Genomic DNA, 26096 nt, shown 5'->3' with positions numbered 1-26096 from the left:
ATGGCCGCCATCGGTGCGGTCGGGCCGGCGCTGCCGCCGCTGGTGGACCACCACTGTCACGGCGTGGCCCGATCCGAGCTGGACCGCGCCGGGTTCGAGGCGTATCTCACGGAGTCCGACGAACCCCTCGTCCGCGGTTCCACGTTCTTCGACAGCCAGCTGGGGTTCGCGGTGCGCCGCTGGTGCGCGCCGCCGCTCGGCCTCGAACCGCACTGCCCGCCCGAGCGCTATCTGGCCCGGCGGCGCGAGCTCGGAGCGGCGGAGGTCACGGAAAGGCTGCTGCGCGCGAGCGGCATCGACTGCTACCTGGTGGACACCGGGCCGCGCGGTGACCTGACGACACCACAGGAGTTGGCGACGGCCGGCGGCGGCACAAGCCGTGAGATCGTCCGGCTCGAGCGGCTTGCCGAGGACGTCGCCGACCGCTGCGACGGCACCAACGGCTTCCTCGACGGGCTGGCCGAGGCGATCCGGACGGCGTCGCGCACCGCGGCCGGCTTCAAGTCGGTCGCCGGGTACCGGTACGGGCTCGACTTCGAGCCGGACGCGCCCCGCCCGGCCCAGGTGCGCGACGCCGCCGAGCGCTGGCTCGCGGGCCGGACCGCCGGGGGCCGCGTCACGGACCCCGTCCTGCTGCGCCATCTGCTGTGGTCCGCCGTCGGCACCGGCCTGCCGCTGCAATTCCACACCGGCTTCGGCGATCCCGACCTCACGCTGCACCGCTGCGACCCGCTGCTGCTCACCGGCTTCGTCCGCGCCGTACGCCCCACCGGCTGCCCGCTGATCCTGCTGCACGGCTATCCGTATCACCGCAACGCCGCCTACCTGGCGCACGTCTTCCCGCACGTCCACGCCGATGTGGGGCTGGCGCTGAACCACGCCGGGGCACGCGCGGACGCCGTGCTCGGCGAAGCGCTGGAACTGGCCCCCTTCGGCAAGCTGATGTTCTCCAGCGACGGGTACGGCCTGCCGGAGCTTCATCTGGTGGGCGCGCGGTTGTTCGGCGAGGCCCTCACCTGGCTTCTGACCCGGTGGGTGCGGGACAGCAACTGGTCGTCGGCCGACGCCGAACGCGTGGCGTCCTTGGTCGCCGCGGACAACGCACGCCGGGTCTACCGTCTCGGCGCATCCTGAGCCGCCGCCCGCCCCCCGGCGCCCGACCATTCGCCCGTTCATCGTGCGGCGAGCGGCGCCGCTCGTCCGTTCACCGACACCGGGTGCGGTATCCGCCACTTGGCGGATAACTCCGCACGTCCGCTCAGTCAGTCTCGGCCGTGCGGCCGCCTATGCGTGGCCTCCGCACGACGGATCCGACCCCGAAGGGGTGAGCCGGGTGATCTCTCCACCTCTCGCGCACACGACCGAGCCGAGGAACGACAGTGCGCAGGGCCGGGGCGGCACTCCCACCGGACCCGGCAGAGAGCGCCCGCACGGGGCTTCCTCCCCGTCGGCCCGATCAAGGGTCCCGGCCGCTTGGAGGCGCGTGAGCTTCGGCGGCCGGTCCGCCGCTCACCCGCCGCGCACCGGCGAGCAGGCGATGGCAGCGCTCCAACGGGAGCACGGACGGGCGCTGTTCGGCTTCCTGCTCCCGCTGTCGTACGGCGACCGGCAGCGAGCCGAGGACCTGGTGCAGGAGACGCTGGTGCGGGCCTGGCAGCACCCGGAGGCGCTGGAGAGCGACCACGACTCGATGCGGCCGTGGCTGTTCACCGTGGCGCGGCGGCTGGCGATCGACGCGCGCCGGGCGCGGCAGGCTCGCCCGCCGGAGGTCAGCGACACCGTCCTGGAGAGCGCCCCCGCGCCGCACGACGACCTCGCCGAGCGGTCGGCGGCGGCGCTGGATGTGCGGGCCGCGCTGGAGCGGTTGAGCCCGGAGCACCGTGCGGTGCTGGTCCAGGTGTACTTCCGGGGCCTGTCCGTCGCGGAAGCCTCGAGCGCCCTGGGCGTGCCGCCGGGCACCGTCAAGTCCCGTACGCACTACGCGCTGCGCGCCCTCAGACACGCCATGCCCGGCTACGAGGAGCGGGGCTGACACCGGGCGAGCGCCGCACGTCACGTCAGCCGGACGGCTGGCGGACGGTGACCTCCCTGGCCACCTCGGTGCGCGACCGCACCTCCAGCTTGGCCAAGATGTGCGAGACATGGGTCTGCACGGTCCGGCGGGAGAGGAACAACTCGCTCGCGATCTCCGGATTCGACCGCCCCTCGGCGACCAGCAGGGCGACCTTCGACTCGGTGGGTGTCAGCGCCTCCCAGCCCCGGGTGGCGCGGCGCCGGGCGCTGCGCCGGCCGCGCCGCACGCCGAGCGGCCGCAGGCGCGCGTCGGCGCGGGCGATGTCCCATCCGGCGCCGAGCGAGAGGTAGACGTCGACCGCCCGGCCCAGGCTGTCGCGCGCGTCGTCCAGGGCGCCGCGCCAGGCGAGGGCGACGGCCAGGTCTTCCAGCGACTGCCCGAGGAGCAGCGGCCGGGAGACGGCCTCGTAGTACGTCACGGCCTCCCGCAGCCGGTCGGGGTCCTGCTCGAACAGGCCGCGGCAGCGGGCGGCCGCGGCGCGCAGGCCCTCGTGTCCCGGCTCGGCCGCGGCGTCCGAGGCGCAGGCCGCCATGGCGGCCCGGGCCCGTTCGGCGTTCCCGGTGTCCAGCGCGAGGCGGACCGTGTCGGGCAGCAGCCGACTGCGCTCCAGGCTCAGATCGGCCGCGTAGTCGGTGATCAGGGCCGGTGCGAGAGCCTCGAGGGCCTGTGCGGGGCTCCCGTCGCGCTCGGCGAGCAGCGCCCTGGCCAGCAGCAGGCAGGCGGAGTTGGCTCGCGCGTCGCCGGGTGCGAGTGGGCGGTCGCCGAGCAGGCCGAGGCTGCGCCGGGCCTCCGTACGCCGGTCGCGATGGCCCAGGATCAAGGCGGACATGCCGTGGACGAGGACCGGCATCCAGGCGTCGGCGGTCTGCCGGCTCCGCGCGGCTGCCAGGTCGGCCTCGGCCTGCTCCCAGTGCCCGGACCAGAAGGCGAGGACGGCGGAGGTCGCGTCGACGCCGGCGAGCCGGTTGGTCGAGCCCGTACAACGGGCCAGCTCGCGCGCCTCCTCCAGTGCCCGCCGGGCCTCCGGCGGACGGTCGAGCGCGTCGAGGGTGTCCGCCTGGTTGAGCAGCAGGTGCAGGCGCAGGTCGGCGGCCTCGGGGCTGTCCCGCGACGCCTCGATGCCGGCGGCCATGTGTGTCACGGCCTCGGCCGTACGGCGCAGCCTGAGCAGGGCCATGGACCGGCTGTGCTGCGCCTGGGCCCGGGTCACCGGGTCGCCCAGCGCCTCCGCCCGGGCGACTGCCGTGCCCGCGACTTCCTCCGCTTCGGCGTACCGGTCCAGATACGCCAGCGCGAGAGCGCGCAGTGCGGTGAATCTGACGGACCACTGCGGGGAGGGTGATGGCTCCTGGAGCGCCTCCTCCACAGTGTTCAAGGCTTCGGCGAAGCTGCCGCGCTGGACGAGGCCGCGCACGAGCAGCGCGGTGAGCGAGGCTCTGCGCCCGGGCTCGGGCGCACGGTCGCGCAGGGTGCGCACCAGCGCCGCGGACTCCGGCCGGCGCAGCGCGAAGGCCGCGGCGCCCAGGTGCTCCTCCAGGCAGCCGCGGTCGGGATCCGAGTGCTCCATACGGTCGACGGTGCGCTGGAGGAGCGCGGCGGCGAGGGCGGGTGCCTGGACGGCGAGGGCCTCCGCGTGCTCGACCAGCCAGGCCGTCACCCATCCGTCGGTGGCCTCGGGGGCCGCGAGCAGCTGCTCGGCGACGCGGGTGACCTGGGCCCGGGCCTCCGCCAGCGTCCGGGCGGCGTCCCGGTGGAGCGCGGAGCGAAGGGGGTCCGGCAGGCCGGCGAGCAGCGCCTCGCGGACCACGCCGTGCCGGAAGGCCAGGCTCTCGCCGGTGGCGTCGAGGAGCGAGGCGGCGATGATCTCCTCCACGACCGGCAGCAGTTCCCGCGCGGGGCGGCCGGTGAGCGCGACGAGTTCACGGACGGTGACGTCTGCCTCCAGGAGGGCGGCGGTGCGCAGCACGTCGAACGCGGCCGGGGAGAGGAAGCCCAGCGTCCCGGCCACCGCCCGGAGCACGGCGGGGGGAGCGCTCCGCCCGTCCGGGTCCGGCCCTGCGGGGGCGGTGACCAGCTCGCGTACGTACCGGGGGTTGCCACCGGCGAGGGCCAGCACCCGGTCGAGCAGCTGCGGACTCCCGGAGGCGCCCTGCAGTTCCACGACGAGCCGCCGGGTCTCCTCGGCGGTCAGCGGCTCCAGACGGATCAGCAGTCCGCCCTGTTCGCGAAGAGACTGTGCCAGCCGATCGAGAGCGAGCCGCCGTGGAACCGGTCGGCGGGCACCGACCAGCAGCAACGGCAGCCCCTCGGCGTTCCGGCTCAGCCGGTGCCAGACCAGGAGGCTCGCCTCGTCGGCCCACTGGAGATCGTCGAGGACGAGGACGAGGGGCGCCTCCGCGCACAGGTCCAGCACAAGATCTGTGATCCGCGCGACGGCCGCCGCCACGCGCGCCCGCGGGGGCTCGCCGCCCAGCAGTTCGACGACCTCCGCACATCGGGGGTGGCCGCGGAGACAGTCGAGCAGGGCGCTCAGCGGGAGGTCCCGGCCCAGGTCGTCGGCGCTGCCACGGTGTATCCGCAGGCCCAGGCGGGCGGCCTCCGCCACGCCTGCCGAGAGCAGGTGGCTCTTCCCGGCGCCCGGCTCGCCGTCGACGAGCACGAAGCCGCCACTACCGGACGCCACGGCGCGTATCGCCGCCTGGAGCTGCGCCAGCCGGAGGCCTCGCCCCGTCGGGGGCACGGTGTCTCCCAAGCCGCTCACAAGCGCCCCTCGTACCGGGCGACCGATCCCTCATCCGTCGCTGCCCGCCTCATTGTGGTTCCTGCCGCACGGGCGGGCCAGAGGCGTGCCGAGTGGCCCTCCGGCCGGGAGCGCTGCCGACCAGCGCCTCCGGCGCGGTGCGCGAGGCCGCTGATGTCACTGCGCCTCCCGGGACCGGCACCGGCCCCGCCGATTCCCCGATCCGCCGCATGCCGCAACTGCCTTCTCCCGTAGGGTGGTTGTCCTGCGGCCGCCGGGAAGGTTCCTGCCTCGCGGCGGGCAGCCGAAGCGGCTCCCGCCGGCCGGACGAAGCGGTCACGCGCCGGGCGGCGTTCCCGCCACCACGGTGCTCCCGTCGGCCGCGACCTCCGATGCGGTAGGTGGGATGAGCAAAGTGGGCCTGCCATCCGTGTCTCAAGGTTGAGAGGCCCGTTCGACGGGCCGTCATACATCGAGAAACCCGGGAGAAGGTGAAGCGGAATGCTGCCCGAGGGCGTTAACGGCACCAGCGACGGTGAGCTGGCGGTCCCCATGGCCTGGATGTACGCCGAGTACATCGCGGACGAGCTGCTGCGCACCGCCGACCTGATGCCACCGACCAGTCTGGAGTTCCGCGCCGGGCGGGAGGTCCTGGCGCTCACCGCCTTCCTCTCCGACGTCGAGGGCGAGCTGTCCGGCATCCGCGTCATCTCCCAGCTGGAACACTGGCTCTCCCTGACCGCGTACGGCAGGCCGTGGGAGGTGTGGGTGCGCGAGCGGCTGGACCGGCTCCGGACGGCCGGTGACGGGCACGGCCCTGACCTCCGGCTCGCCGAAGCGGCGTGGCGGTGGCTGCGGGAGACCGAGGTGCTGACCGCCGACCTCGACGGCGTCCCCGCATGGGAGATCGCCGGCATCGCCGAGGAACAGGGTCCGACGGTGTGGGCGCCTGCCTGGCACCTGGGCCTGCCGCTCGGCCACCTGGCCATTCACCTCTTCTGATGCATCTGACGCCCGGACGCCCCGAGGTGCCCGGACGTCGCGACAGCGCGGGCTAGGCGGCGCGGCCGCCCGCCCGGGCGCCGTCCCGGAAACGCTCCCGGCCGCGAGCCCGGTCCAGTTTCCTGACCGGCGCCTTCCGTACGGGGGCCAGGTTCCGCGCCTGCCGGCACATCTGGGTGACCGCACGCGACGCGCGGCGGTGGACCTCCGCCACCGAAACGCCGAGCGCGGCGGCCGCCTCTTCCGGCGAACGCGGCAGCAGAAGGATGTTGACCACCTCGCGGTCGCGCGGGTCCAGCGCGGTCAGCACCCTGATCAGGTCCTCGCGCGCAGGCGTGTGGGTCTGCTGGATGCTCATCGTCCGACTCCCGGATCGCGGTGGGTGGCTGGCGGTCACCAGGTCGTACGGACATGGGGGCCGCACGCACTCAACGCACGGACGAGAGATTCGAGTGGACGCCCGGCTGGTACTTGGGGACCCGCACCGTGATCTTCATTCCGGCGCCCACGCCGGTCTCGATGACCAGCCCGTAGTCGTCGCCGTAGACCTGGCGCAGCCGCTCGTCCACATTCGACAGCCCGACCCCCGCCGAGGGGGTGCCCTCGCCGCGGAGGATCCTCCGCAGCCGTTCCGGCTTCATTCCGACGCCGTTGTCCTCGATGACGACGACCGCCTCCGCGCCCGCGTCCTGCGCCGTGATGGTGATGTGGCTTCTGGCCTGCTTGCCCTCGAGGCCGTGTTTGACGGCGTTCTCGACCAGCGGCTGGAGACACAGGAACGGCAGTGCCACGGGCAGCACCTCGGGTGCGACCTGGAGGGTCACGCCGAGCCGCTCACCGAACCGGGCACGTACCAGCGCCAGGTACTGGTCGATGGAGTGCAGCTCGTCGGCGAGCGTGGTGAACTCCCCGTGCTTGCGGAAGGAGTAGCGGGTGAAGTCGGCGAACTCCAGCAGCAGTTCCCGGGCGCGCTCCGGGTCGGTGCGGACGAACGAGGCGATCGCGGCGAGGGAGTTGAAGATGAAATGCGGGGATATCTGAGCCCGCAGCGCCTTGATCTCGGCCTCGATGAGGCGGGTCCGCGAGCGGTCGAGCTCGGTGAGCTCCAGCTGCACCGAGACCCATCGCGCCACCTCGCCGACCGCCCGTACGAACACGGCCGACTCGCGCGGTGCGTAGGCGACCAGGGCGCCAAGCACCCGGTCGTCCACGGTGAGCGGGGCGGCCACCGCCCAGCGCAGCGGGCAGTCGACGTCCTCACACGAACTGCGGAAGGCCTCGCCCCGGCCGGTCTCCAGGGCATGACCCAGCCGGCCCATCACCTGGGACCGGTGGTGCTCTCCGGCGCCGTCCCAGGCCAGCACCGCGTCGCGGTCGGTGAGGCAGAGCGCATCGGTGCCGAGCAGCGAGCGCAGCCGGCGGGCCGCCTTGCGCGCGGTCTCCTCGGTGAGTCCGGCCCGGAGCGGGGGCGCGGCGAGCGAGGCAGTGTGCAGAGTGTGGAAGGTCGCCCGCTCCACGGGCGTGCCGAGGTCTGAGGAACCGGCGCGCCGGGCGGCGTACCGGCCGATCCAGTAGCCGGTGGCGAGCAGCAGCGGGCACCCGGCAAGGAGCAGTGCGAGAGCGTTCACCGTTCGGCTCCTTCGACGGCGGGATCCGTGACGGCAGCCGGCCGGGGCGCGGCCTCCCCCACAGCCTTCGACATGGGTGGGAGCGCCCCCTGGGGACGCTCCCCAAGCTGCCGCTGGGGGGACCGCTGGGGGGACTCCCAGCCAGCAGTAGCCGGGGGATCCTCGGGCAGGTGCAGCCGCGCCATCGTGGCCGCCGTGCCATCAGGCACCCGGCCCGGCGTGGCGAGCGACACCAGCACCATGGAGAGGAATCCGAGCGGCACCGACCATACGGCGGGCCAGGCCAGCAGGGTGTGCAGCAGTCCGGAGTCCGGATGCCCGGTCATCGTCGCCGCCACCGCGACCAGCGCAGAGCCGCCTCCGGTGATCATGCCGGCCGCCGCGCCCGGCGGAGTGAGCCCCCGCCACCAGATGCCAAGGACCAGCAGGGGGCAGAACGACGAGGCGGAGACCGCGAAGGCGAGTCCCACGGCGTCGGCCACCGGCAGCGAGCCGACCACTCCGCTCGCGGCCAGCGGCACGGTCATGGCCAGCACGGTGGCCAGCCGGAAATGGGGCACTCCCCGGGAGGGCAGCACGTCCTGGGTCAGCACCCCGGCCACCGCCATGGTCAGCCCGGACGCGGTGGACAGGAACGCCGCGAAGGCGCCGCCCGCCAGTAGCGCGCCGAGCAGATCGCCCCCGAGGCCCCCGATCACCAGGTCGGGGAGCAACAGCACGGCGGCGTCCGCGTCTCCGGTGAGCGTGAGTTCGGGAGCGTAGAGCCTGCCGAGCGCCCCGTACACCGGCGGCAGCAGGTAGAAGGCGCCGACCAGCACGAGGACGGCCACGGTGGTGCGGCGCGCGGCGCGGCCGTGCGGGCTGGTGTAGAAGCGGACGACGACATGGGGCAGCCCCATCGTGCCCAGAAAGGTGGCCAGGATCAGCCCGTACGTGGCGTAGAGCGGGTGCTCGTCGCGGCTGGTGACGAGCGGAGTCGACATGCCGCCCGCGGTGCCCGGTTCGGTCCGGGGGACGGTGTCGCCGGGACGGAACGACAGCTCGGTGCCGCGGTGGATCCGGTGGGCGCCGGCGGGCAGCCGGACCCGCTCGCCGTCGTAGGACCGCCCGTCGACCATGCCGGTCGCGGTCACCGTGAGCGGCCCGGCGAGCTTGACGTCGACGGTGTCGTCGACCCGTACGAGCCGGTGCTCGCGGAAGGCCGCGGGTTCGTCGAAAGCGAGCCGCGGCGCGCCGTCGCCCTGCCAGGCGAGCACCAGGAACAGCGCCGGTACGAGCAGCGCGGTGAGCTTGAGCCAGTACTGGAAGGCCTGGACGAAGGTGATGCTGCGCATGCCGCCGGCCGCGACGGCGGCGACCACCACGACGGCGACGACCAGGCCGCCGAGCCACCCGGGCGCTCCGGTGAGCACTTCCAGGGTGAGCCCCGCGCCCTGGAGCTGCGGCAGGAGATAGAGCCAGCCGACGCCGACGACGAAGGCGCCGGCGAGCCGGCGGACCTGCTGTGACTCCAGCCGTGCCTCGGCGAAGTCCGGCAGGGTGTAGGCGCCGGAGCGGCGCAGGGGTGCGGCGACGAAGAGCAGCAGGACGAGATACCCGGCGGTGTATCCGACCGGGTACCAGAGCATGTCGGGGCCCTGGATGAGGACCAGGCCCGCGATGCCGAGGAACGAGGCGGCGGAGAGGTACTCACCGCTGATGGCGGCGGCGTTGAGGCGGGGCCCCACGGTCCGGGAAGCGACGTAGAAGTCGGAGGTGGTACGGGATATGCGCAGGCCCAGCGCACCGACGAGGACCGTAGCCACCACGACCACGGCGACCGCGGGGACGGCGTAGGCCTGGTTCACCGCTGCTCAGTGCCCTTCGACCAGGCGGGCGAAGTCCTGCTCGTTGCGCTCCGCGCGGCGCACGTACCACCAGGCGAGCGCGATCAGCAGCGGATGGACGGCGAAGCCCAGGATCAGCCAGACCGGTCCGGCGCCGGAGTCGAGGAGGGCGAAGAAGAGCGGCAGCGGCCCGATCAGCAGCGCCAGGGCCGCGAAGGCGGTGAGCGCCGTCCTGAGCTGGCTGCGCATCAGGGAGCGGACATAGGCGGTGCCCAGTGTGGTCTGTTCGTCGATCTCCGAGCGCGGTGGATAGCCCGACAGCCGCGCGCGGCTCTGCCTGGGTACTCCGGTGACGACCTCGCGGCGGGGAGTCGGTTCCGTGGGCATCGCGCTCAGCCCTTCGCCCGCCGCAGCAGCAGATCGCGCAGCTCCCGGGCATGGCGGCGGCTTACCGAGAGCTCCGCGGCGCCGATCCGTACGCTCACGCTGCCCGCGTCCAGCCGGAGCTCGCCGATGTGCCGGAGTGCGACGAGATGGCGGCGGTGAATGCGGACGAAGCCGCGGGCGCGCCAGCGCTCCTCGAGCGTCGACAGCGGGATGCGCACCAGGTGGCTGCCCTCGCCGGTGTGCAGGCGGGCGTAGTCGCCCTGGGCCTCCACGTGGGTGATGTCCTCGACGGCCACGAGCCGGGTGACGCCGCCGAGCTCGACGGGGATGTGGTCGGGCATCCGGTCATCCGCGGGCTCCACCGGCTCCGCCGGCGTGGGAAGGTCCGTGGTCCGGGGGCGGCGGGCGTCCCGGACCGCCGGGATCTGCTCGGCGACGCGACGTACGGCCTCGGCGAGGCGCTCCCGGCGCACCGGCTTGAGGACGTAGTCGACCGCCTTGAGGTCGAAGGCCTGGACGGCGAAGCCTTCGTGGGCGGTGACGAAGACGACCATCGGCGGAACGGCGAATCCGGCGAGCAGCCGGGCCATGTCGAGGCCGGTGAGGCCGGCCATGTGGACGTCCAGGAAGACCACGTCGATGGCGTCGTCCCCGTCCGGCCCGGCGTCGAGGGCCCGGTTGATCCGGCGCAGCGCCTGCGTGGAGTCCGTCGCGCCTTCGGCGCTGCGCACGCGGGAGTCGGCGCGGAGGAGGTAGAGCAGCTCCTCGAGCGCCGGTTCCTCGTCGTCAACCGCCAGTGCGCGCAGCATGCCCGGAGTGTAAGTGGTGTCCGGACGCGTGGACATACGTCCGCACCCGTCCACTGGCCAGGGGACGCCGACCGTACGGGCCGGACGTGTCGCCGTCGCCCCGCCGCACGGGACCGAGGCCAGGTCCCTGGAACGCCGTCCGCGGCGGAGACGACGGCTCACCGAGTCACGGGACCCGGGGCGGCCGCGGAAGCGTAGGTTTCCCCGCGGCTCACCCCTCACCACGGGCGGTGTCCGCCCCTGGTTCAGTCCTTCCCGGATCCTGGCCCACCTGGTCGCGTACGGGTTGAGCTGTTGGCCGCTTCGCTCCGTATGGAAGGGAGAACAAGGAGCGATGATGACGACGCAGCTGCATTTCGCCGCCGGCGCCTACGCGCTGGGCGTGCTGGACCCGGCGGAGGCCTGGCATTTTGAGGCGCATCTGGACGAGTGCGCGACCTGCGTGGCGCAGCTGCGTGAGTTCGCCGGCGTCGAGGCGCTGCTGGCCGCCTACGCCTCGTCGTCACCCCCGGGCGAGTCCTGGGCACCACAGCCCAGCCCGGGGCTGATGTTCCGGATGGTCGACGAGGTCAGGGTGGTACGACGCAGGGGCCGCAGGCGGCGGTTGTGCCTGGTGGCCGCGGCCGCGGCGGTCGCCTTCGGCGGGTCCGTCGCGGCGGGGCTCGGTGATCTTCCTGGCCCGGGGCGGCCGCAGAGTGAGCAGCAGCAGATCCGCGCTCTGGCCGAGAGAACGCGGCACACCGACCCCGGTACCGCTGTCTCGGCGATGATCGGAACGGAGCAGCGGGCCTGGGGCACGGAGGTCGGGCTCGAGTTGGGAAACGTGCGCGGGCCGCTGACGTGCCGGCTGGTGGCTGTGGGCCGGAACGGCGAGGAGCAGACGGTCGCCACATGGGCCGTGCCGGCGCGCGGCTACGGCGTGCCGCACACGGCCAGTCAGGACGAACTCCTGTATCTGCAGGGCGGCGTGGGCATGGCGCGCAAGGACATCGACCGCTTCGAAGTCCGAGCGTTCGACGGGAGACCGCTCGTCACGATCAACGGGTGACCGGGCCGATGCGGGCTGGACGACGAGTGCGCTGGACACCGGCCGTTCATCTCCTCATCTCCCCCACCACATGCCGTGGCGGCGGAACGCTCGTACGGTCCTGACATCGTTGTCCACGCGACCAGGGAACCTCCGCCATGCCGACCCCCATGCCTCCCCTTCCTGAGTGGGCCGATCCCCGCGTGCCTGCCGAGGCGCTGGACGCCCAGGGCGTTTCCCGGCGGGGGCTGTTGCGCCGGGCGGGCCTCTACGGCACCGCGTTCGCCGGTGCGTCCGCGTTCACCGCGGCATCGCCCGCGTCCGCCGCCCCCTCCCCCGACCCCGAGGACGGGCACCGGCCGGACGGCGATCCGGATCTGGTGTATCTGGTCGGCGACCACCATGTGCACTCGGTCTACAGCCACGACGCGAAGTACACCTTCTCCCAGCTCGCGCAGCGAGGGGCGCAGTTCGGCCTCGACTGGATGGTCTTCACCGAGCACAGCAACGTGGGGCACGCCGAAGCCGGTGGAGCGCTCGCGGAGCGCCAGGAGGTGATATCCGCCCGCCTCGAGAACCCGCGCATGCTGATCTTCCAGGGCCTGGAGTGGTACATCCCCGCGGCCGAGCACGCCACCGTCTTCTCGGCCCCCGGGCCCCACGAGGCCGAACTTCTCCGGCAGTTCGAGCTCGTCTACGACGGGAAGCTGCTTCGCCGCTCCGAGGGCTCCCCCGGCCACCCCGACACGCCAGGCAACGAGGCGCACGCGGTCGCCGCCATCAAGTGGCTCGCCGAGCGGCGTCGCAGCGGTTACGTCGACGATGTGCTCGTCCTCGCCAACCACCCGTCCCGGCTGGGCATCGACTCCCCACACGAGCTGCGGGCCTGGCGGGACGCCGCACCGGAGATCATGATCGGCATGGAGGGCGCGCCCGGCGCCCAGGGCGCCGCCCTGCCCGGCTGGGGCGGCGCCACCAGCGTGCGCGGCGAGTACGAGAACAAGCCGACCGCGCAGTCCTGGCCCGGCTACCCGGCCGAGGCGTATCTGACCCACGGCGGCTTCGACTGGATGACCGCCACGGTGGGCGGCATGTGGGACGCCCTGCTGTCCGAGGGCCGGCTCTTCTCGATCACCACCAACTCCGACAACCACCGGACGGTCCACGACACCTGGCGCAACGGCGACTGGCCGGAGGGGCAGAACTTCGACAACACGGGCAAATTGCCCGATCCGGTGAACACCGACCGCCCGCAGCCCGGCAGCGACTTCTGGCCCGGTCAGTTCAGCCGCACCCACGTCGGCGTGACGCGGTACGGCTACCGCGAGGTCATGGCGGGCCTGCGCGCCGGCCGCGTCTGGGTCGACCACGGCCAGCTGATCGACGGCATCGACGTACGGCTGCACCGGCGGGACGGCCACGAGTGCGGCGTGACACTCGGCGGCCGGCTGCGCGTACGGCCAGGTGAGCGGCTCCTTCTCACGGTCACCGTCACCACCGCGTCCCGGCCGAACTTCCACGGCGTTCTGCCGCAACTCGCCCACCTGGACGTGATCCGCGGGGCGGTGCGGGGCCCGGCGTGGGACCGCAACGCGTGGCGGGCGCCGGACACCCGCGTCGTGCACACGGCCGACGTCTCCGGCCGCACAGGGACGTACACCCTCCGGATCCCGGTCGGCCGGGTCGAGGAGCCGTGCTATCTGCGGCTGCGCGGCAGCGACGGCCGGCGGAACGGGCCGGGCCCGCTCGGGGTCCGCGTCGATCCGCACGGTCCACTCCCCCACGAGCCGGGCAACGGCGACCCGTGGGCCGACACCTGGCTCTATACGAACCCGATCTTCGTGGACGTCGTCCGCTGACGGTCCGGCTCTCAGCCGGGAGGCTGGACCACCGATTGCTGTGAGCTCGGCACCGCCGGACTCCACCGTGGTGGTTACTCGCCCTCGCGGCGGGAATCGCTTGCCGCCGCGACGGCGCAGCCAGGGGAAGCCGAACCGGGCCCAGCCAGGGGCGGGCTACTGGCCGAACGCCGCGAGCAGCCGTTCCGCGGCAAGCGTGGCGGTCAACTCGCCGTCGCGGACCTGTCGTTCCAGGTCAGGGGCGACCCTCCGGACTTCCGGGTGGTCCCGTAGCCGGGCCAGCAGCTGGTCATGGACCATCGACCAGGTCCAGTCGACCTGTTGCTCCCGCCGCTTCGACGCGAGACGACCCGTCGCATCGAGCACCTTCCGGTGCTGCTCCAGCCGCTCCCACACGGTGTCAAGACCGCTGCTCTCGCGGGCGCTGCAGGTGAGGACCGGCGGGTTCCACTCCGCGTCCGGCGACCGCAACAGCCGCAGCGCACCGGCCAGTTCACGGGCGGCCGACCGGGCGTCCCGCTCGTGGGGGCCGTCGGCCTTGTTGATGGCGACGACGTCGGCCAGCTCCAGCACGCCCTTCTTGATGCCCTGGAGCTGGTCGCCGGTCCTGGCGAGCGAGAGCAGCAGGAAGGAGTCGACCATGTTCGCCACGGCGGTCTCGGACTGGCCCACGCCGACCGTCTCCACCAGCACCACGTCGTAGCCTGCCGCCTCCATGACGACCATCGACTCGCGGGTCGCCCGCGCCACCCCGCCCAGCGTGCCCGCGCTGGGCGAGGGCCGGACGAAGGCGGCGGGGTCGGCGGCGAGCCGCTCCATCCGCGTCTTGTCGCCGAGGATGCTGCCGCCCGTACGGGTGGAGGACGGGTCGACGGCGAGCACCGCGACCCGGTGTCCCATCCCGGTCAGCAGGGAGCCGAGGGCGTCGATGAAGGTGGACTTGCCGACGCCCGGAACCCCGCTGATCCCGACCCGCCGGGCGGCGCCCGTGTGCGGCAGCAGTTCGATCAGCAGCCGCTGGGCGAGCTCCCGGTGGTCGGCCCGGGTGGACTCCACGAGGGTGATCGCCCGGGCGATGTGGGCCCGGGAGCCGTCGAGTACCCCCTTGGCGTACGCATCGATGTCGATGGTCCGGGTCATTCGAGGGGCCCTGGGCTCACAGCTCGTGGCCGAGGACCCCGGCGAGGGTCTTCAGCAGGTCGTGGGCCGCATCGGGGATGACCGTGCCGGGCGGGAAGACCGCGGCCGCGCCCATCTCCAGAAGCGTCTCGACGTCCTGGGGCGGGATGACCCCGCCGACCACGATGGTGATGTCCTCCCGGCCCTGTGCCGCCAGCTCCTCGCGCAGCGCCGGCACGAGGGTCAGGTGACCGGCGGCGAGCGAGGACACGCCGATGATGTGGACGTCCGCCTCGACCGCCTGCCGGGCGACCTCGGCCGGGGTCTGGAACAGCGGGCCGACGTCGACGTCGAAGCCGAGGTCGGCGAAGGCCGTGGCGATCACCTTCTGTCCGCGGTCGTGGCCGTCCTGGCCCATCTTGGCGACCAGGATGCGCGGCCGACGACCCTCCTCGCGTTCGAAGGCGTCCACCAGGGCCCGCGTGCGCTCCACTCCGGACGACACTCCGGCCTCCTCCCGGTACACCCCGGAGATCGTACGGATCTGCCCGGAGTGCCGCCCGTACACCTTCTCCAGGGCGTCCGAGATCTCGCCCACGGTCGCTTTGGCGCGGGCCGCGTTCAACGCGAGGGCGAGGAGGTTGTCCTCCAGGCCGGTGCCGGAACCGGACTCCGCGGCGCGGGTGAGGGCGTGCAGGGCGTCCTGGCACACCGCCTCGTCACGCTCCTCGCGCAGCCTGCGCAGCTTCTCGATCTGCTGGGCCCGCACGGACGAGTTGTCGACCTTGAGCACCTCGATGTTCTCGTCGCCCCCGACCCGGTACTTGTTGACCCCGATGACGGGCTGGCGCCCGGAGTCGATACGGGCCTGTGTGCGGGCCGCCGCCTCCTCGACCCGCAGCTTGGGGATACCGGCGTCGATGGCCGCGGCCATGCCGCCCGCCGCCTCGACCTCCTCGATGTGCTGCCAGGCGCGGCGGGCGAGGTCGTGGGTGAGCCGCTCGACGTACGCGCTGCCGCCCCACGGGTCGATGACCCGGCAGGTCCCGGACTCCTGCTGCAGCAGCAGCTGGGTGTTGCGGGCGATCCGGGCCGAGAAGTCCGTGGGCAGGGCCAGCGCCTCGTCCAGAGCGTTGGTGTGCAGGGACTGGGTGTGGCCCTGTGTGGCGGCCATCGCCTCGACGCAGGTGCGCGCCACGTTGTTGAAGACGTCCTGCGCGGTCAGGGACCAGCCGGAGGTCTGCGAATGGGTGCGCAGCGACAGCGACTTGACGTTCTTCGGATCGAACCGCTTGACGAGCTTGGCCCACAGCAGGCGGGCCGCCCGCAACTTGGCGATCTCCATGAAGAAGTTCATGCCGATCGCCCAGAAGAAGGAGAGGCGGGGCGCGAACGCGTCCACGTCCAGGCCAGCCCCCAGACCGGCGCGCAGATACTCCACGCCGTCGGCGAGCGTGTAGGCCAGCTCCAGGTCCGCCGTCGCCCCGGCCTCCTGGATGTGATAGCCGGAGATGGAGATGGAGTTGTAGCGCGGCATCTTCTGCGAGGTGTACGCGAAGATGTCGGAGATGATCCGCATCGACGGCTGCGGCGGGTAGATGTAGGTGTTGCGGACCATGAACTCCTTGAGGATGTCGTTCTGAATGGTCCCCGCCAGCTTCTCCGGCGGCACGCCCTGCTCCTCCGCTGCCACGATGTAGAGCGCCAGCACCGGCAGCACGGCGCCGTTCATGGTCATCGACACGCTCATCTTGTCCAGCGGGATGCCGTCGAAGAGCTGCCGCATGTCGTAGATCGAGTCGATGGCCACGCCCGCCATGCCGACATCGCCGGTCACCCGCGGGTGGTCGCTGTCGTAGCCCCGGTGGGTCGGCAGGTCGAAGGCAACCGACAGGCCCTTCTGGCCCGCCGCGAGATTGCGCCGGTAGAAGGCGTTCGACTCCTCGGCCGTGGAGAACCCGGCGTACTGGCGGATCGTCCAGGGCTGGTTGACGTACATGGTCGGGTACGGGCCGCGCAGGTACGGCGCGATGCCCGGGTAGGTGGCCAGGAAGTCCAGTCCGGCCAGGTCCTCGGCGGTGTAGAGCGGCTTGACGCCGATGCCCTCAGGGGTTTCCCACAGCAGGTCGTCGTCGCCCTTGCCGGTGCTCTCCTTCAGCGCGGCACGCCACTGGTCACCGGTGACCGTCGAGGATCCTGCCGGTTCCAGCTCGACGCCCGAGAAGTCGGGGATCGCCGCGGGCTCGCCCGCACTGCCCTGCATCACGCCACTCCCATGTCGTCGAGGGCCGCGGACAGGACCGCGACCGCGTCGGCGCCGGCGAAGACGAACGCGTCGACGCCGGCCCGCAGATAGGCATCCCGCTGCTCACCCGGCCGTCCCGCGAGGTAGACCCGGGACGCGCCGGCGGCTTTGAGCTCCGCAGCGGCGGCCTCCGCCTGCTCCGCGTAGAGCGTGTCGCTGGAGCAGAGGCAGGCGGCCGTGGCGCCGCTGGCCGGGTAGGCCTCGGCGAGTTCCCGGTCGCCGTCGGCGAGCACCGGCTCGATGCCACCGGCCTGGAAGAGGTTGGCGGCGAAGGTGGCCCGCGCGGTGTGCGCGGCCGCCGGGCCCAGGGTGGCCAGGAAGATCCGCGGTCGGGCGCCGGTGGCGGCCAGATGGGCGTCGGAACGGGCCCGCAGGGCCTCGAAGGACTCGTCCCGGCGAACGGCCGGCAGTCCGCCGGAGGGTGCGGCGGGCGCGGTCTCGCGCTCCACCGGCTCCTCGGCGAGATGGGGGAACTCGCTGACTCCGGTGATCGGTTCACGGCGGTGGGCGAGGTCCTCGGAGCGGCGCTCCCAGGTGGCCGCCAACCGGTCCGCGACCAGCCCGGAGCGCAGGGCGGCCGCCTGGCCCCCGGCACGCTCGATCTCCTGGAACCAGTCCCAGGCGGCGCGGGCGAGTTCGTCGGTGAGCCGCTCCACGTACCAGGAGCCGCCCGCCGGGTCGATGACCCGGGCCAGGTGGGACTCCTCCAGCAGGATCGAGGAGGTGTTACGGGCGATGCGCCGGGCGAAGGCGTCGGGCAGACCGAGCGCGCTGTCGAAGGGCAGCACGGTGACGGAGTCGGCGCCGCCGACCCCGGCGCCCAGGCAGGCGACCGTGGTCCGCAGCATGTTCACCCACGGGTCCCGACGGGTCATCATCACTCGGGAGGTGACCGCGTGCTGGCGCTGCGCCGCGGCGGCCGGAGCGGCCCCGCAGACCTCTGCCACGCGGGACCACAGACGGCGCGCGGCGCGCAGCTTCGCGATCGTCAGGAACTGGTCGGCGGTGGCGGCGAGGCGGAACTCCAGCTGGGCGCAGGCCGCGTCGACCGACAGACCGGCGGCCGTCAGCTCGCGCAGGTAGGCCACTCCGGTGGCCAGCGAGCAGCCCAGCTCCTCGGCGGCCGAACCGCCGCCCTCGTGGTACGGCAGGGCGTCCACGACGAGTGCCCGGACACCGGGGTGGTCGCGATCGCAGAGCGCGGCGAGTGCGGCGGCGGATTCCCCGTGCGCCTGGAGGTCATTGTCCCGGCCGGTGCGGGCCACCAGTCCGAGCGGGTCGGCGCCGAGATTGCCGAGTGCGGCCCGCGGCGGCACCCGGCGCTCCTCGTGGAGCCGGAACAGCTCGCGTGCGGCCGCCTCGAAGGCCGCGCCCGGTTCCAGGACGACGGGCGCCAGGTCAAGGTAGACGCCGTCCAGCGCCTGGGCGAGGCCCTCGACGGGGATGCCCTCCTCGCCGACGGCGAGCCACACGGAGGTGACGCCGTTCTCGAGGTCGGTGAGCACCGCCTCGTTCGTCCGCTTCGCGTCGGGGTGGGCCTGGCGCTGGCGCACATCCCATCCGGAGACGGCCGTCCCCTCCGCCCTGCCGCCGCGTACGAAGGGCGGGAAGCCCGGAAACCCGGGGGCCTCGGCGCCGTCCTCGGCGGTGTACAGCGGACGGGTGGTGAGCCCGTCCTGGAGTTCGGTGGAGAGCGCGTCCTCGGCCGCAGTACCCGAGAGCCCGTCCCGACCCGATTTGCGCAGCACGCCCTCGACCAGGCGGTGCCACTGCTCACGGGTGGCGTCGGGGAACTCGGCGGCCAGGGAGAGCCCGTCATCAGGCAGGACCGTCATGAACGGAAGGCTAGGGGAGGCGACCCCCTGAGCAGCAGTCCGCTCGGATGTGACCTTGACCTCTATCGATGCCCGGGGCACCCTTCGCCGAACGGCCGGCCGGTGTCACAGCGCCCGCAGGCGAGCGAACACCGGGCGGGCTCGGCCGGTGCGTACGGCAGACTCGGGGCCGTGCGAAAGATCCTCGTCATCGGCATCGGAGCGGGCGACCCCGACCATCTGACCCTCCAAGCGGTGAAGGCGATCGGCTCGGCCGACGTCTTCTTCATCCTCGACAAGGGGCAGGAGAAGGCGGATCTCGTCCAGTTGCGCCGCGACATCCTTCAGCGGCACGCCGGGCACCACCGGCCGTACCGGCTGGTGGAAGCGCGCGATCCGGAACGGGACCGTACGGCCGCCCCGGCGGCGTACGCGTCCGCGGTGGAGGACTGGCGCCGCCGACGGGCCGACATCTGCGAGCGGCTCATCCGCGAGGAGCTGGCGGACGGCGAGTGCGGCGCCTTCCTCGTGTGGGGCGACCCGGCGCTGTACGACAGCACGCTGGGGATTCTGGAGGACATCCTCGCCCGGGGCACGGTGTCCTTCGACCATGAGGTCGTCCCGGGCATCAGCAGCGTCTCGGCAATGGCCGCCAGGCATCGCACCGGTCTCAACCGCGTGGGCAGGCCGGTCCACATCACGACCGGCAGGCGGCTGTCCGAGGGGTTCCCCGCCGACGCCGACGACGTCGTCGTCATGCTCGACGCGCACGGCGCCTTCACCAGGTTCCGGGACGAGGACCTGCACATCCACTGGGGCGCTTACGTGGGAACGGCCGACGAGATCCTCGTCTCCGGCAGGCTGTCGGAGGTCGCGCACCGGATCGAGGCCGCGCGGGACGAGGCACGGCGGCGCAAGGGCTGGATCATGGACACCTATCTGCTGCGCCGCGACCCGGACCACCGAGGTGACCGGGACCCGGGCCGGACGGACGACTGACCCGCGGGCGGCACGGCGGCGATCGGCTCCAGGGTGGGGTCCAGGTCCGCGACGGCGCCCAACTCCTCCGGGCGGGAGGACATCGGCCCAGAACCGTTGAAGCGTCAACGGGACATGGTGGCCGGTTCCGTCGCCGCGCCGTATCCCAGGGATCCCTGCGACGATAGAAGTGGCCGGTGATACCGACTCACCCGTGGACTGCGAGGCTGCGATGACCGGCATCCGGAACAACGCGTATGAGACCGCCGCGGACGAGGCCATGCCGTCGTCCGCCCGAAGGCTGGGAAAGACGTCGTTCGACGACATCTACGACCGGCCCGACCCGCGGGACTACTTCCGGCGGCTGCGGCCGCTGGAGTACCGGACGCCGCACCACGCCCAGCAGATCTTCCGGCGTCTGATCGAGGCCCGCACGCCGATCAGCGGGCTGGACCGGCCGGCCACCGTGGTGGACGTCTGCTGCTCGTACGGCGTCAACGCGGCGCTGCTGTGCCACGACGTGACCCTGGACGACCTGTACGACCGCCACACCTCGCCCCGTACGGCCGGTCTCACCCGGGACCAGCTGGTCGAGCAGGACCGGGCCTTCTACGCCGAGCGCCGCCTGCCGCTCGCCACCCGGGTGATCGGCCTGGACGCGGCGCGCAACGCGGTCGCGTACGCCCGGACCGCGGGCCTGCTGGACGAGGGGTTCGGGGAGGACCTGGAGCTCAAGGAACCCAGTGCGGACCTGGTCCGCACGCTGCACCCGGTTCATCTGATCACGGTGACCGGCGGCGTCGGCTACATCACCAGCCGGACCTTCGAGCAGATCGTTCCGCACATCGACGGTCCGGTGTGGGTCGCCGCCTTCGTCCTCCGCACGGTCGGCTACGGGCCGATCGCGGACACCCTCGCGCGCTTCGGACTGGTCACGCAGAAGGCGCCGCGGACCTTTCCGCAGCGCCGCTTCAGCGACGCGCACGAAGAGCGGCACGCCGTAGAGGCGGTCATGGCCCGCGGGCTCTCCCCCGAGGGCAAGGAGAGCACCGGTTACTACCACGTCGAGCTGTATCTCTCGCGCCCCACGGAGCATGCCGCCGCGTTCCCGGTCGAGGATCTGCTGAACGGCGGCTGACGGGATGGCCGCCGGGACATCGTCATCCGCCTGGGTGGTGATGCGGCCCGGGCCGATCGACTCGTCGCCACTGCAGCTCGTGGAGCGCGACATTCCGTCGCCCGGCCCGCACGACCTGCTGCTGGAGGTGCTCGCGTGCGGCGTGTGCCGGACCGATCTGCACCTGGCGGAGGGAGATCTTCCACCCCGGAGGCCGCAGTGCACACCGGGCCACCAGGTGGTCGGCCTGGTGATCGCCGCGGGTCAGGCCAGCGAAGGCTTCTCACCCGGTGACCGCGTGGGCGCCGCGTGGCTGGCGGGCACCTGCGGCGCGTGCCGCTACTGCAGGTCCGGCCGGGAGAACCTGTGCCCCCGGTCCCGCTACACCGGCTGGGACATCGACGGCGGCTACGCCTCGCATGTCCTGGCCGACGACCGGTACGTCTACCGCCTGCCGGCCGACTGGGCCGACGACCAGGCCGCGCCGCTGCTGTGCGCGGGCATCATCGGGTACCGGGCGCTGCAGCGCGCCGAGCTGCCGCCCGGCGGGCGCCTGGGCATCTACGGTTTCGGGGCCTCGGCCCATCTGACCGCCCAGCTCGCCCTCGCGCGGGGCGCCACGGTGCATGTGGTCACCCGGGGGCGGGAGGCGCAGCGGCTGGCGCTGGAGCTGGGGGCGGCCTCGGCCGGCCCGGCGGACCCTCCGGAGCCGCTGGACTCCGCGATCCTCTTCGCCCCGGTCGGCGACCTGGTGCCGGTCGCGCTGGGCCAGTTGGACCGGGGCGGGACGCTCGCGGTGGCAGGCGTGCATCTCACCGCCATCCCCGGTCTGGACTACGCACGGCACCTGTTCCAGGAGCGGACGCTGCGCAGCGTCACCGCGAACACCCGCGAGGACGGGGGGGCCTTCCTGGCGGAGGCAGCGCGGTCGCGGCCCCGTGTACGGCTGACCCGCTATCCCATGAGCCGTGCGGACCGGGCACTGGCCGATCTGGCCGCGGGCCGGGTCACGGGGGTGGCCGTGCTGGTCCGGGACGAGGAGGTATGAAGCTCGCCCTCGACGACCGTTCTGTCGTCGACGGGGCCTAGGGCATGGCTCAGCCGCTCAGCTGCTCCAGGAGGCCCGGCAGGTCGGCGAAGGAGTCCAGGACGTGGTCGGGCGTGCCCTGGGCGCTCCGCTGCGTCTCGGGCGCATACTTACCGGTCCTGACCAGCACCCCGGTGATCCCTTGGCGCTGGGCGGCGAGCACATCGGCGTCGATGTCGTCCCCCACCATCAGCGCCTGCGCGGGCTCGGCTCCGAGCCGTGACAGTGCGGTGGCGAAGAATGCCTCCGCGGGCTTTCCCACGACCTCCGCCACGGTGCGGGCGGCTTGTTCCAGGCCCGCCAGGAAGGCTCCGGTGTCGAGCTGCAGCCCTTCGTCGGTGCGCCAGTACTGGTTGCGGTGCATGGCGACCAGGTGGGCACCGCGCTGGAGGTGCCCGAAGACCCGGTTGAGGGCCGCATAGCCGAACTCGGGTCCGGCACCGCCGAGGACGACCACGTCCGGCGCGTCGTCGTCCAGACCGACACGTGTCACCCCGGGCAGGTCCGCACTGATGTCACCGCTGTTCAGCAGCGCGCACCGCGCCCCCGGATAGTGCTCGGCCAGATACGCGGCGGTGAGCGAAGGGGCGGTGACGATGTCGTCGACGCCGACCGGGAAGCCCGCGTCGGCGAGCGTGTTCGCGATGGCGGCACGGGTACGGGACGTGGTGTTGGTCAGCAGCGCGAACGGCAGGTCCGAGGCGCGGATCCGCTCCAGGGCGGCGACCGCTCCGGGCAGCGGTTTCCAGGACACCGTCAACACGCCGTCGATGTCGATCAATATCGCCCCTATGTGCTCCATGGCCCGACCCTAACCCTCGGGCTGGCAGCGGGGGCACCAGACCGTACTGCGCCCGCCCATCCGGCTGCGGCGCAGATGGCCGCCGCAGCGGGGGCACGTCGGGTCGGGGTCGTCACGGCGTCCGGTCAGCCAGGAGTTCCGGGGAGGGACGCACCCGGCGCGCACGGACGACCGCAGTACGCGCCGCATCTCGGTGTGCAGCCGCCGTCGTTCCGCACTGCCGAGGTCGGCGGCCCTGCGGCCCGGAGGCAGCTTCGCCCGCCAGAGGATCTCGTCGGCGAGCAGATTGCCCAGGCCCGCGATCACGGACTGGTCGGTCAGCACCGCCTTGATCCGTCCGCGCCGCCCCGACAGCAGCTCCTCGAACTCGGCCCGGCCCACATCCAGGGCGTCCGGCCCCTGCTCGGCCAGGATCTTCTCGACGGCCGGGCCGTCGGCGAGCCAGATGCCCTGCAGTTTGCGCTGGTCGCGATAGCGCAGCTGCTCGTGGTCGACGTCGAACACCACGCGGTCGTGCGGGTGAGGCGGATCCGACGGCGAGCAGCAGTCCAGACGCCCCGTCATGCCGAAGTGGAGCAGGACGGTGGGCCCGTCGGTGCGGGCGAGCAGCCACTTCCCGTGCCGCTCCGGGTCTGTGAACCGGTGGCCTTCCAGGTCGCGCCGCAGCCGTCGCGCGCTCACCCCGTGCAGTACGCCCGGATCGGCCACCTGGACGCGTTCGATCCGCCGGCCCGTCCCGCACGAGGCCAGGGTCTGCCGGAACCCCTCGACATCCGGAAGCTCGGGCATACCCCCAGGATCCCACCAGGCGCGCGTTCGCGCTCTCGATCGCGGCCGGGGATGTGCTGGCTCCGCAGATCCAGGACGGACCTCCTCCCCGGACCCATCCGCCCAACTGCTGGTTAAGTGAGATACCCCAACTACCGTCCGGGGTCGGGCTGGTGCTGAGCGTTCGCGCGTGGCAGTATGCATCGCGCGGATGCCCTCGACTTAACTGCCGGTGAGCATGCGGTGGGGGCACCTCTGGGGACACCCCCAGCACTTGCTGGGAGACGTAGCTGGGGGGCGATACCAGTCGGGGTTTGCGAAGGGCGGTGCAGATGGCAGCCGGGGGGGACGAGTCGCCGAAGGCCGCGGGCAGCGCGCTCGCGGGGCGGCTCAACTACTTGTTCGCAAACATGCACCCCCCAGGTGCCCCGTACACGAACGCGTATGTGGCGGAGGAGATCAGTCGCCGGACCGAGGAGTACGGCGGGGTCTCCCTCACCGAGCAGTACCTGTCGATGCTGCGCAACGCCAAACGTGCCAACCCCAGCCCGGACATCCTGCGCGCGCTGGCCAAGTTCTTCGCCGTCCCCGTCGGCTATCTGATGGGGGATCTCTCCGAGGCGCAGGCCGAACGGGTGGAGGAGGAAGTGCAGTTCCTGGTCGCCATGCGCGACCAGCGGGTCCGCGCGATCGCGCTGCGCTCGGTGGGCCTGCCGCCGGAAGTCCAGGACAGCCTCACCACGATCATCTCCCAGTTCCGGCAGCAGATGAACCTCCCCTCGGACCCGGCCGACCCGGACCAGCCGGCGGCCGGCCCAGGCGATGCGGGTGGTGAGGCCTCCCGTGGAGGGCGATGAGGCAGACGTCCGGCTCTTCTACACCTGGCGACGTACCGGCGAGGAGGACGGCGAGGGCATGAACGTGGGAGGCGTGCGCCGGCGGTGCAAGCAGCTCATCAATGAGCTCGCGCTGCCCGCCACCACTGATCTGCACGGGCTGTGCGACGTCGTCGCGCGGCGCATCGGCCGCCCCATCCATCTCGTCCCGATGAGCCTCGACGGCGTCGTCTCCGGCATGACGGCCACCACGGACGACGCCTACTGGGTCTTCTACGAGCTCAGGACCTCGCCGTGGCACCAGGTCCACATCGTGCTGCACGAAATCGGCCATCTTCTGCTCGGCCACGAGCAGGATCCGGCGGTCACCGAGGACGCCCTGAAGGTGTGGACACCGTCGGTGGACGTGGCCACGGCGATGCGGCGCCTGGGCCTGACCATGGGCTTCGCCCGGCACAACTGCTACGACAACGCGGCCGAGCGCGAGACCGAGGTGCTGGGCACCCTGCTGATGGAGCATGTGGTGCCCTCGTCCACCGACCACGGTCTGCCCCTGCAGGGTCCGGCGGCCGAACTCGCCGCCTCCCTCGGCCCCGCGCTGCAGCATGTGCGCCGAGAGCGGAGCCGCGGCGGCAACCGGACCGACCGGAGCGGGGGCGCGCATGTTTGACGTCCTCTATCTGGGTTTCGCCGCCGTGGCGTGGACGATCGTCGGATACAAGACCCGGGCCTGGCTGCGCGACCGCCGCAACGCAGACCTCGGACTGGCCTGTGTCATGACCGGCGGGGTCGCGACGGTGTTCCTCCTCTCCGCACCCAGCGTGTACCGCTGGTTCGACCGGATCACCGGCGTGCCGAATCTGGCGATGGCCTTCCTCTACTCGTCCGTGGTGGGTTTCGCCATGGGGGCCCTGGTGCTTCTCATGCGGTGGACCGTGCGCGACAGCGAGGCGGCGCGCGCCCGCGCGGCCCGGCGGTCCCGCATCGGCCTGGCCGTCGCCGCAGGGCTGTGGACGGTGGCGCTCGTCTGTTTCGCCGTGGGCCGCCCGGACTCTGTGGAGCACCCGCGCGACTTCAGCACCGCGTACGCAACGGCGCCGGGCGTGGTCGCCTTCCTGGTGCTGTATCTGGCTATCTTCGGAGCCGGTCTCGCCGGGCTCGGGATCATGTGCCCGCGGTACGCCGCGAGCCTGGGCCGCTCCTGGCTCGCCCGCGGGTTGCGGGTAATCGCCGCCGGCTGCTGGCTGGGCCTGGTCTACTGCGCCTGCAAGCTCATCGGCTTCGCCTTCTCCTGGGCGGGCCGGGATCTGCACTGGCTCTCCAACGGCGTGGCCCCGATGAGCGCTTCGGTCGCCGCGCTGCTGGTCCTCACCGGCTTCGCGCTCCCTGCCATGGGGCCCCGGGGATCGGCCTGGCGCAGGCTGCGGCGGCTACAGCCGCTCTGGCGGACTGTCACCGCAGGCGCTCCGGATGTGGTCATCGAGCGCTCCCCCTGGTCGGTCTGGTGGCCCTTCGCGGATCTGGAGTGGCGGGCGAACCGGCGGATGGCGGAGATCCGGGACGTTCAGCGGGCGGTCCGATGCCATGTCGAGGCCGACGCGCTCGACAGCGCCCGGGAGAAGGCGGCCGAGGCCGGGCTCGACGAGCGGCGGACGGCAGCCGTCGCCGAGGCCGTCGGCCTCCGCCGCGGCCTGCAGAACCAGGCGGTCGGACATGTGCCGGCCCGCAGCGCCACCAGCATCGTGGTGGCGACGGGCGCGGAACCGGCCGCGGAACACGAGCACTTGGCGCTCGTCGCGGACGTCTACCGGCTGCCGCTGGTGGACGCCGTACTCGACGAGCTCCGTGAGCGGAGCACCGCACAGCGCCTTTGACGGCGCGGCGGTGCCTGAGACGGAGGTGGCCCAGCACGGGGGTC

22 protein-coding genes are annotated in these 26096 nt (G+C 72.7%); 11 read left to right on the top strand and 11 right to left on the bottom strand.

Features of this window, described 5'->3' with window-relative positions; all coding sequences use genetic code 11:
* Together ACTWQI_RS11245 and ACTWQI_RS11240 are read left to right on the top strand one after the other, a co-directional pair.
* Complete coding sequence (locus ACTWQI_RS11245; protein WP_443269667.1) at positions 1 to 1134, top strand: amidohydrolase family protein; 1134 nt, start codon at positions 1 to 3, stop codon at positions 1132 to 1134.
* A 403-nt stretch (positions 1135 to 1537) separates the two neighbouring features.
* Positions 1538 to 2032, top strand: a complete 495-nt coding sequence (locus tag ACTWQI_RS11240; protein WP_443269909.1) for a sigma-70 family RNA polymerase sigma factor — start codon at positions 1538 to 1540, stop codon at positions 2030 to 2032.
* A gap of 25 nt (positions 2033 to 2057) precedes the next feature.
* On the opposite strand, the gene ACTWQI_RS11235 is transcribed toward ACTWQI_RS11240, so the two are convergent.
* Positions 2058 to 4835 carry an ATP-binding protein gene (locus ACTWQI_RS11235; protein ID WP_443269666.1) on the bottom strand — a complete coding sequence of 926 codons (2778 nt, stop codon included), beginning with the start codon at positions 4833 to 4835 and terminating at the stop codon, positions 2058 to 2060.
* 480 nt (positions 4836 to 5315) lie between these two features.
* Between ACTWQI_RS11235 and ACTWQI_RS11230 the strand changes: the two genes are divergently transcribed.
* Entirely contained in the window at positions 5316 to 5816 is a 501-nt protein-coding gene (locus ACTWQI_RS11230) for a hypothetical protein (RefSeq protein WP_443269665.1), read from the top strand.
* Positions 5817 to 5868: 52 nt separating this feature from the next.
* On the opposite strand, the gene ACTWQI_RS11225 is transcribed toward ACTWQI_RS11230, so the two are convergent.
* The 5 genes from ACTWQI_RS11225 to ACTWQI_RS11205 all read right to left on the bottom strand — a co-directional run bounded on the left by ACTWQI_RS11225 (position 5869) and on the right by ACTWQI_RS11205 (position 10466).
* Positions 5869 to 6174, bottom strand: coding sequence for a sigma factor-like helix-turn-helix DNA-binding protein (locus tag ACTWQI_RS11225; protein WP_443269664.1), 306 nt, complete (start codon positions 6172 to 6174; stop codon positions 5869 to 5871).
* A gap of 70 nt (positions 6175 to 6244) precedes the next feature.
* Positions 6245 to 7444, bottom strand: coding sequence for a histidine kinase (locus ACTWQI_RS11220; RefSeq protein WP_443269663.1), 1200 nt, complete (start codon positions 7442 to 7444; stop codon positions 6245 to 6247).
* Positions 7441 to 9291 (bottom strand): sodium/solute symporter, encoded by a 1851-nt coding sequence (locus ACTWQI_RS11215; protein ID WP_443269662.1) that lies wholly within the window; start codon positions 9289 to 9291, stop codon positions 7441 to 7443. The genes ACTWQI_RS11220 and ACTWQI_RS11215 overlap by 4 nt, the downstream gene beginning before the upstream one ends.
* A gap of 6 nt (positions 9292 to 9297) precedes the next feature.
* Positions 9298 to 9657, bottom strand: a complete 360-nt coding sequence (locus ACTWQI_RS11210) for a hypothetical protein (protein WP_443269661.1) — start codon at positions 9655 to 9657, stop codon at positions 9298 to 9300.
* A 5-nt stretch (positions 9658 to 9662) separates the two neighbouring features.
* A complete protein-coding gene (locus tag ACTWQI_RS11205; protein WP_443269660.1) occupies positions 9663 to 10466 on the bottom strand; it encodes a LytR/AlgR family response regulator transcription factor in 804 nt (267 codons plus the stop codon).
* 337 nt (positions 10467 to 10803) lie between these two features.
* On the opposite strand from ACTWQI_RS11205, the gene ACTWQI_RS11200 reads away from it, so the two are divergent.
* Positions 10804 to 11514: a zf-HC2 domain-containing protein gene (locus tag ACTWQI_RS11200; protein WP_443269659.1), complete on the top strand. Its 711-nt coding sequence runs from the start codon at positions 10804 to 10806 to the stop codon at positions 11512 to 11514.
* Between the two features lie 149 nt (positions 11515 to 11663).
* A complete protein-coding gene (locus ACTWQI_RS11195) occupies positions 11664 to 13352 on the top strand; it encodes a PHP domain-containing protein (protein ID WP_443269658.1) in 1689 nt (562 codons plus the stop codon).
* 156 nt (positions 13353 to 13508) lie between these two features.
* Here the strand turns inward: ACTWQI_RS11195 and meaB are convergent, their stop codons facing one another.
* The 3 genes from meaB to ACTWQI_RS11180 are packed head-to-tail and all read right to left on the bottom strand — an operon-like array spanning position 13509 to position 18611.
* Positions 13509 to 14492 carry a methylmalonyl Co-A mutase-associated GTPase MeaB gene (gene meaB / locus ACTWQI_RS11190; RefSeq protein ID WP_443269657.1) on the bottom strand — a complete coding sequence of 328 codons (984 nt, stop codon included), beginning with the start codon at positions 14490 to 14492 and terminating at the stop codon, positions 13509 to 13511.
* A gap of 16 nt (positions 14493 to 14508) precedes the next feature.
* The gene (gene scpA / locus ACTWQI_RS11185) at positions 14509 to 16734 is read right to left on the bottom strand and encodes a methylmalonyl-CoA mutase (RefSeq protein ID WP_443269656.1); all 2226 of its coding nucleotides are present in this window, start codon (positions 16732 to 16734) and stop codon (positions 14509 to 14511) included.
* Positions 16734 to 18611, bottom strand: coding sequence for a methylmalonyl-CoA mutase family protein (locus ACTWQI_RS11180; RefSeq protein WP_443269655.1), 1878 nt, complete (start codon positions 18609 to 18611; stop codon positions 16734 to 16736). Before ACTWQI_RS11180 ends, scpA begins: the two co-directional genes overlap by 1 nt.
* A 171-nt stretch (positions 18612 to 18782) precedes the next feature.
* Here ACTWQI_RS11180 and cobF point away from each other — a divergent pair, with 171 nt between their 5' ends.
* The 3 genes from cobF to ACTWQI_RS11165 all read left to right on the top strand — a co-directional run bounded on the left by cobF (position 18783) and on the right by ACTWQI_RS11165 (position 21733).
* Positions 18783 to 19589, top strand: coding sequence for a precorrin-6A synthase (deacetylating) (gene cobF, locus ACTWQI_RS11175; RefSeq protein WP_443269654.1), 807 nt, complete (start codon positions 18783 to 18785; stop codon positions 19587 to 19589).
* 193 nt (positions 19590 to 19782) lie between these two features.
* A complete protein-coding gene (locus tag ACTWQI_RS11170; RefSeq protein ID WP_443269653.1) occupies positions 19783 to 20706 on the top strand; it encodes a hypothetical protein in 924 nt (307 codons plus the stop codon).
* Positions 20707 to 20710: 4 nt separating this feature from the next.
* A complete protein-coding gene (locus ACTWQI_RS11165) occupies positions 20711 to 21733 on the top strand; it encodes a zinc-dependent alcohol dehydrogenase family protein (RefSeq protein WP_443269652.1) in 1023 nt (340 codons plus the stop codon).
* Between the two features lie 49 nt (positions 21734 to 21782).
* Here the strand turns inward: ACTWQI_RS11165 and ACTWQI_RS11160 are convergent, their stop codons facing one another.
* On the bottom strand, positions 21783 to 22574 hold the full coding sequence (locus tag ACTWQI_RS11160) for an HAD-IIA family hydrolase (protein ID WP_443269651.1): 792 nt from the start codon (positions 22572 to 22574) through the stop codon (positions 21783 to 21785).
* Between the two features lie 9 nt (positions 22575 to 22583).
* Entirely contained in the window at positions 22584 to 23363 is a 780-nt protein-coding gene (locus ACTWQI_RS11155; protein WP_443269650.1) for an Fpg/Nei family DNA glycosylase, read from the bottom strand.
* A gap of 311 nt (positions 23364 to 23674) precedes the next feature.
* Here ACTWQI_RS11155 and ACTWQI_RS11150 point away from each other — a divergent pair, with 311 nt between their 5' ends.
* From ACTWQI_RS11150 to ACTWQI_RS11140, 3 genes are read left to right on the top strand one after another with little or no spacing between them, the layout of a single operon-like run.
* Positions 23675 to 24199: a helix-turn-helix domain-containing protein gene (locus ACTWQI_RS11150; protein WP_443269649.1), complete on the top strand. Its 525-nt coding sequence runs from the start codon at positions 23675 to 23677 to the stop codon at positions 24197 to 24199.
* Between the two features lie 58 nt (positions 24200 to 24257).
* Positions 24258 to 24848 carry a hypothetical protein gene (locus ACTWQI_RS11145; protein ID WP_443269908.1) on the top strand — a complete coding sequence of 197 codons (591 nt, stop codon included), beginning with the start codon at positions 24258 to 24260 and terminating at the stop codon, positions 24846 to 24848.
* Positions 24841 to 26052, top strand: a complete 1212-nt coding sequence (locus ACTWQI_RS11140) for an MAB_1171c family putative transporter (RefSeq protein WP_443269648.1) — start codon at positions 24841 to 24843, stop codon at positions 26050 to 26052. The genes ACTWQI_RS11145 and ACTWQI_RS11140 overlap by 8 nt, the downstream gene beginning before the upstream one ends.
* Positions 26053 to 26096 lie beyond the last annotated feature (44 nt).

This window comes from Streptomyces sp. KR80 (assembly GCF_052245555.1).
In the GTDB taxonomy this organism is placed as follows: domain Bacteria; phylum Actinomycetota; class Actinomycetes; order Streptomycetales; family Streptomycetaceae; genus Streptomyces.
Note: the sequence above shows the minus strand (reverse complement) of the source record. Positions and strands in the feature narration are given on the sequence as shown.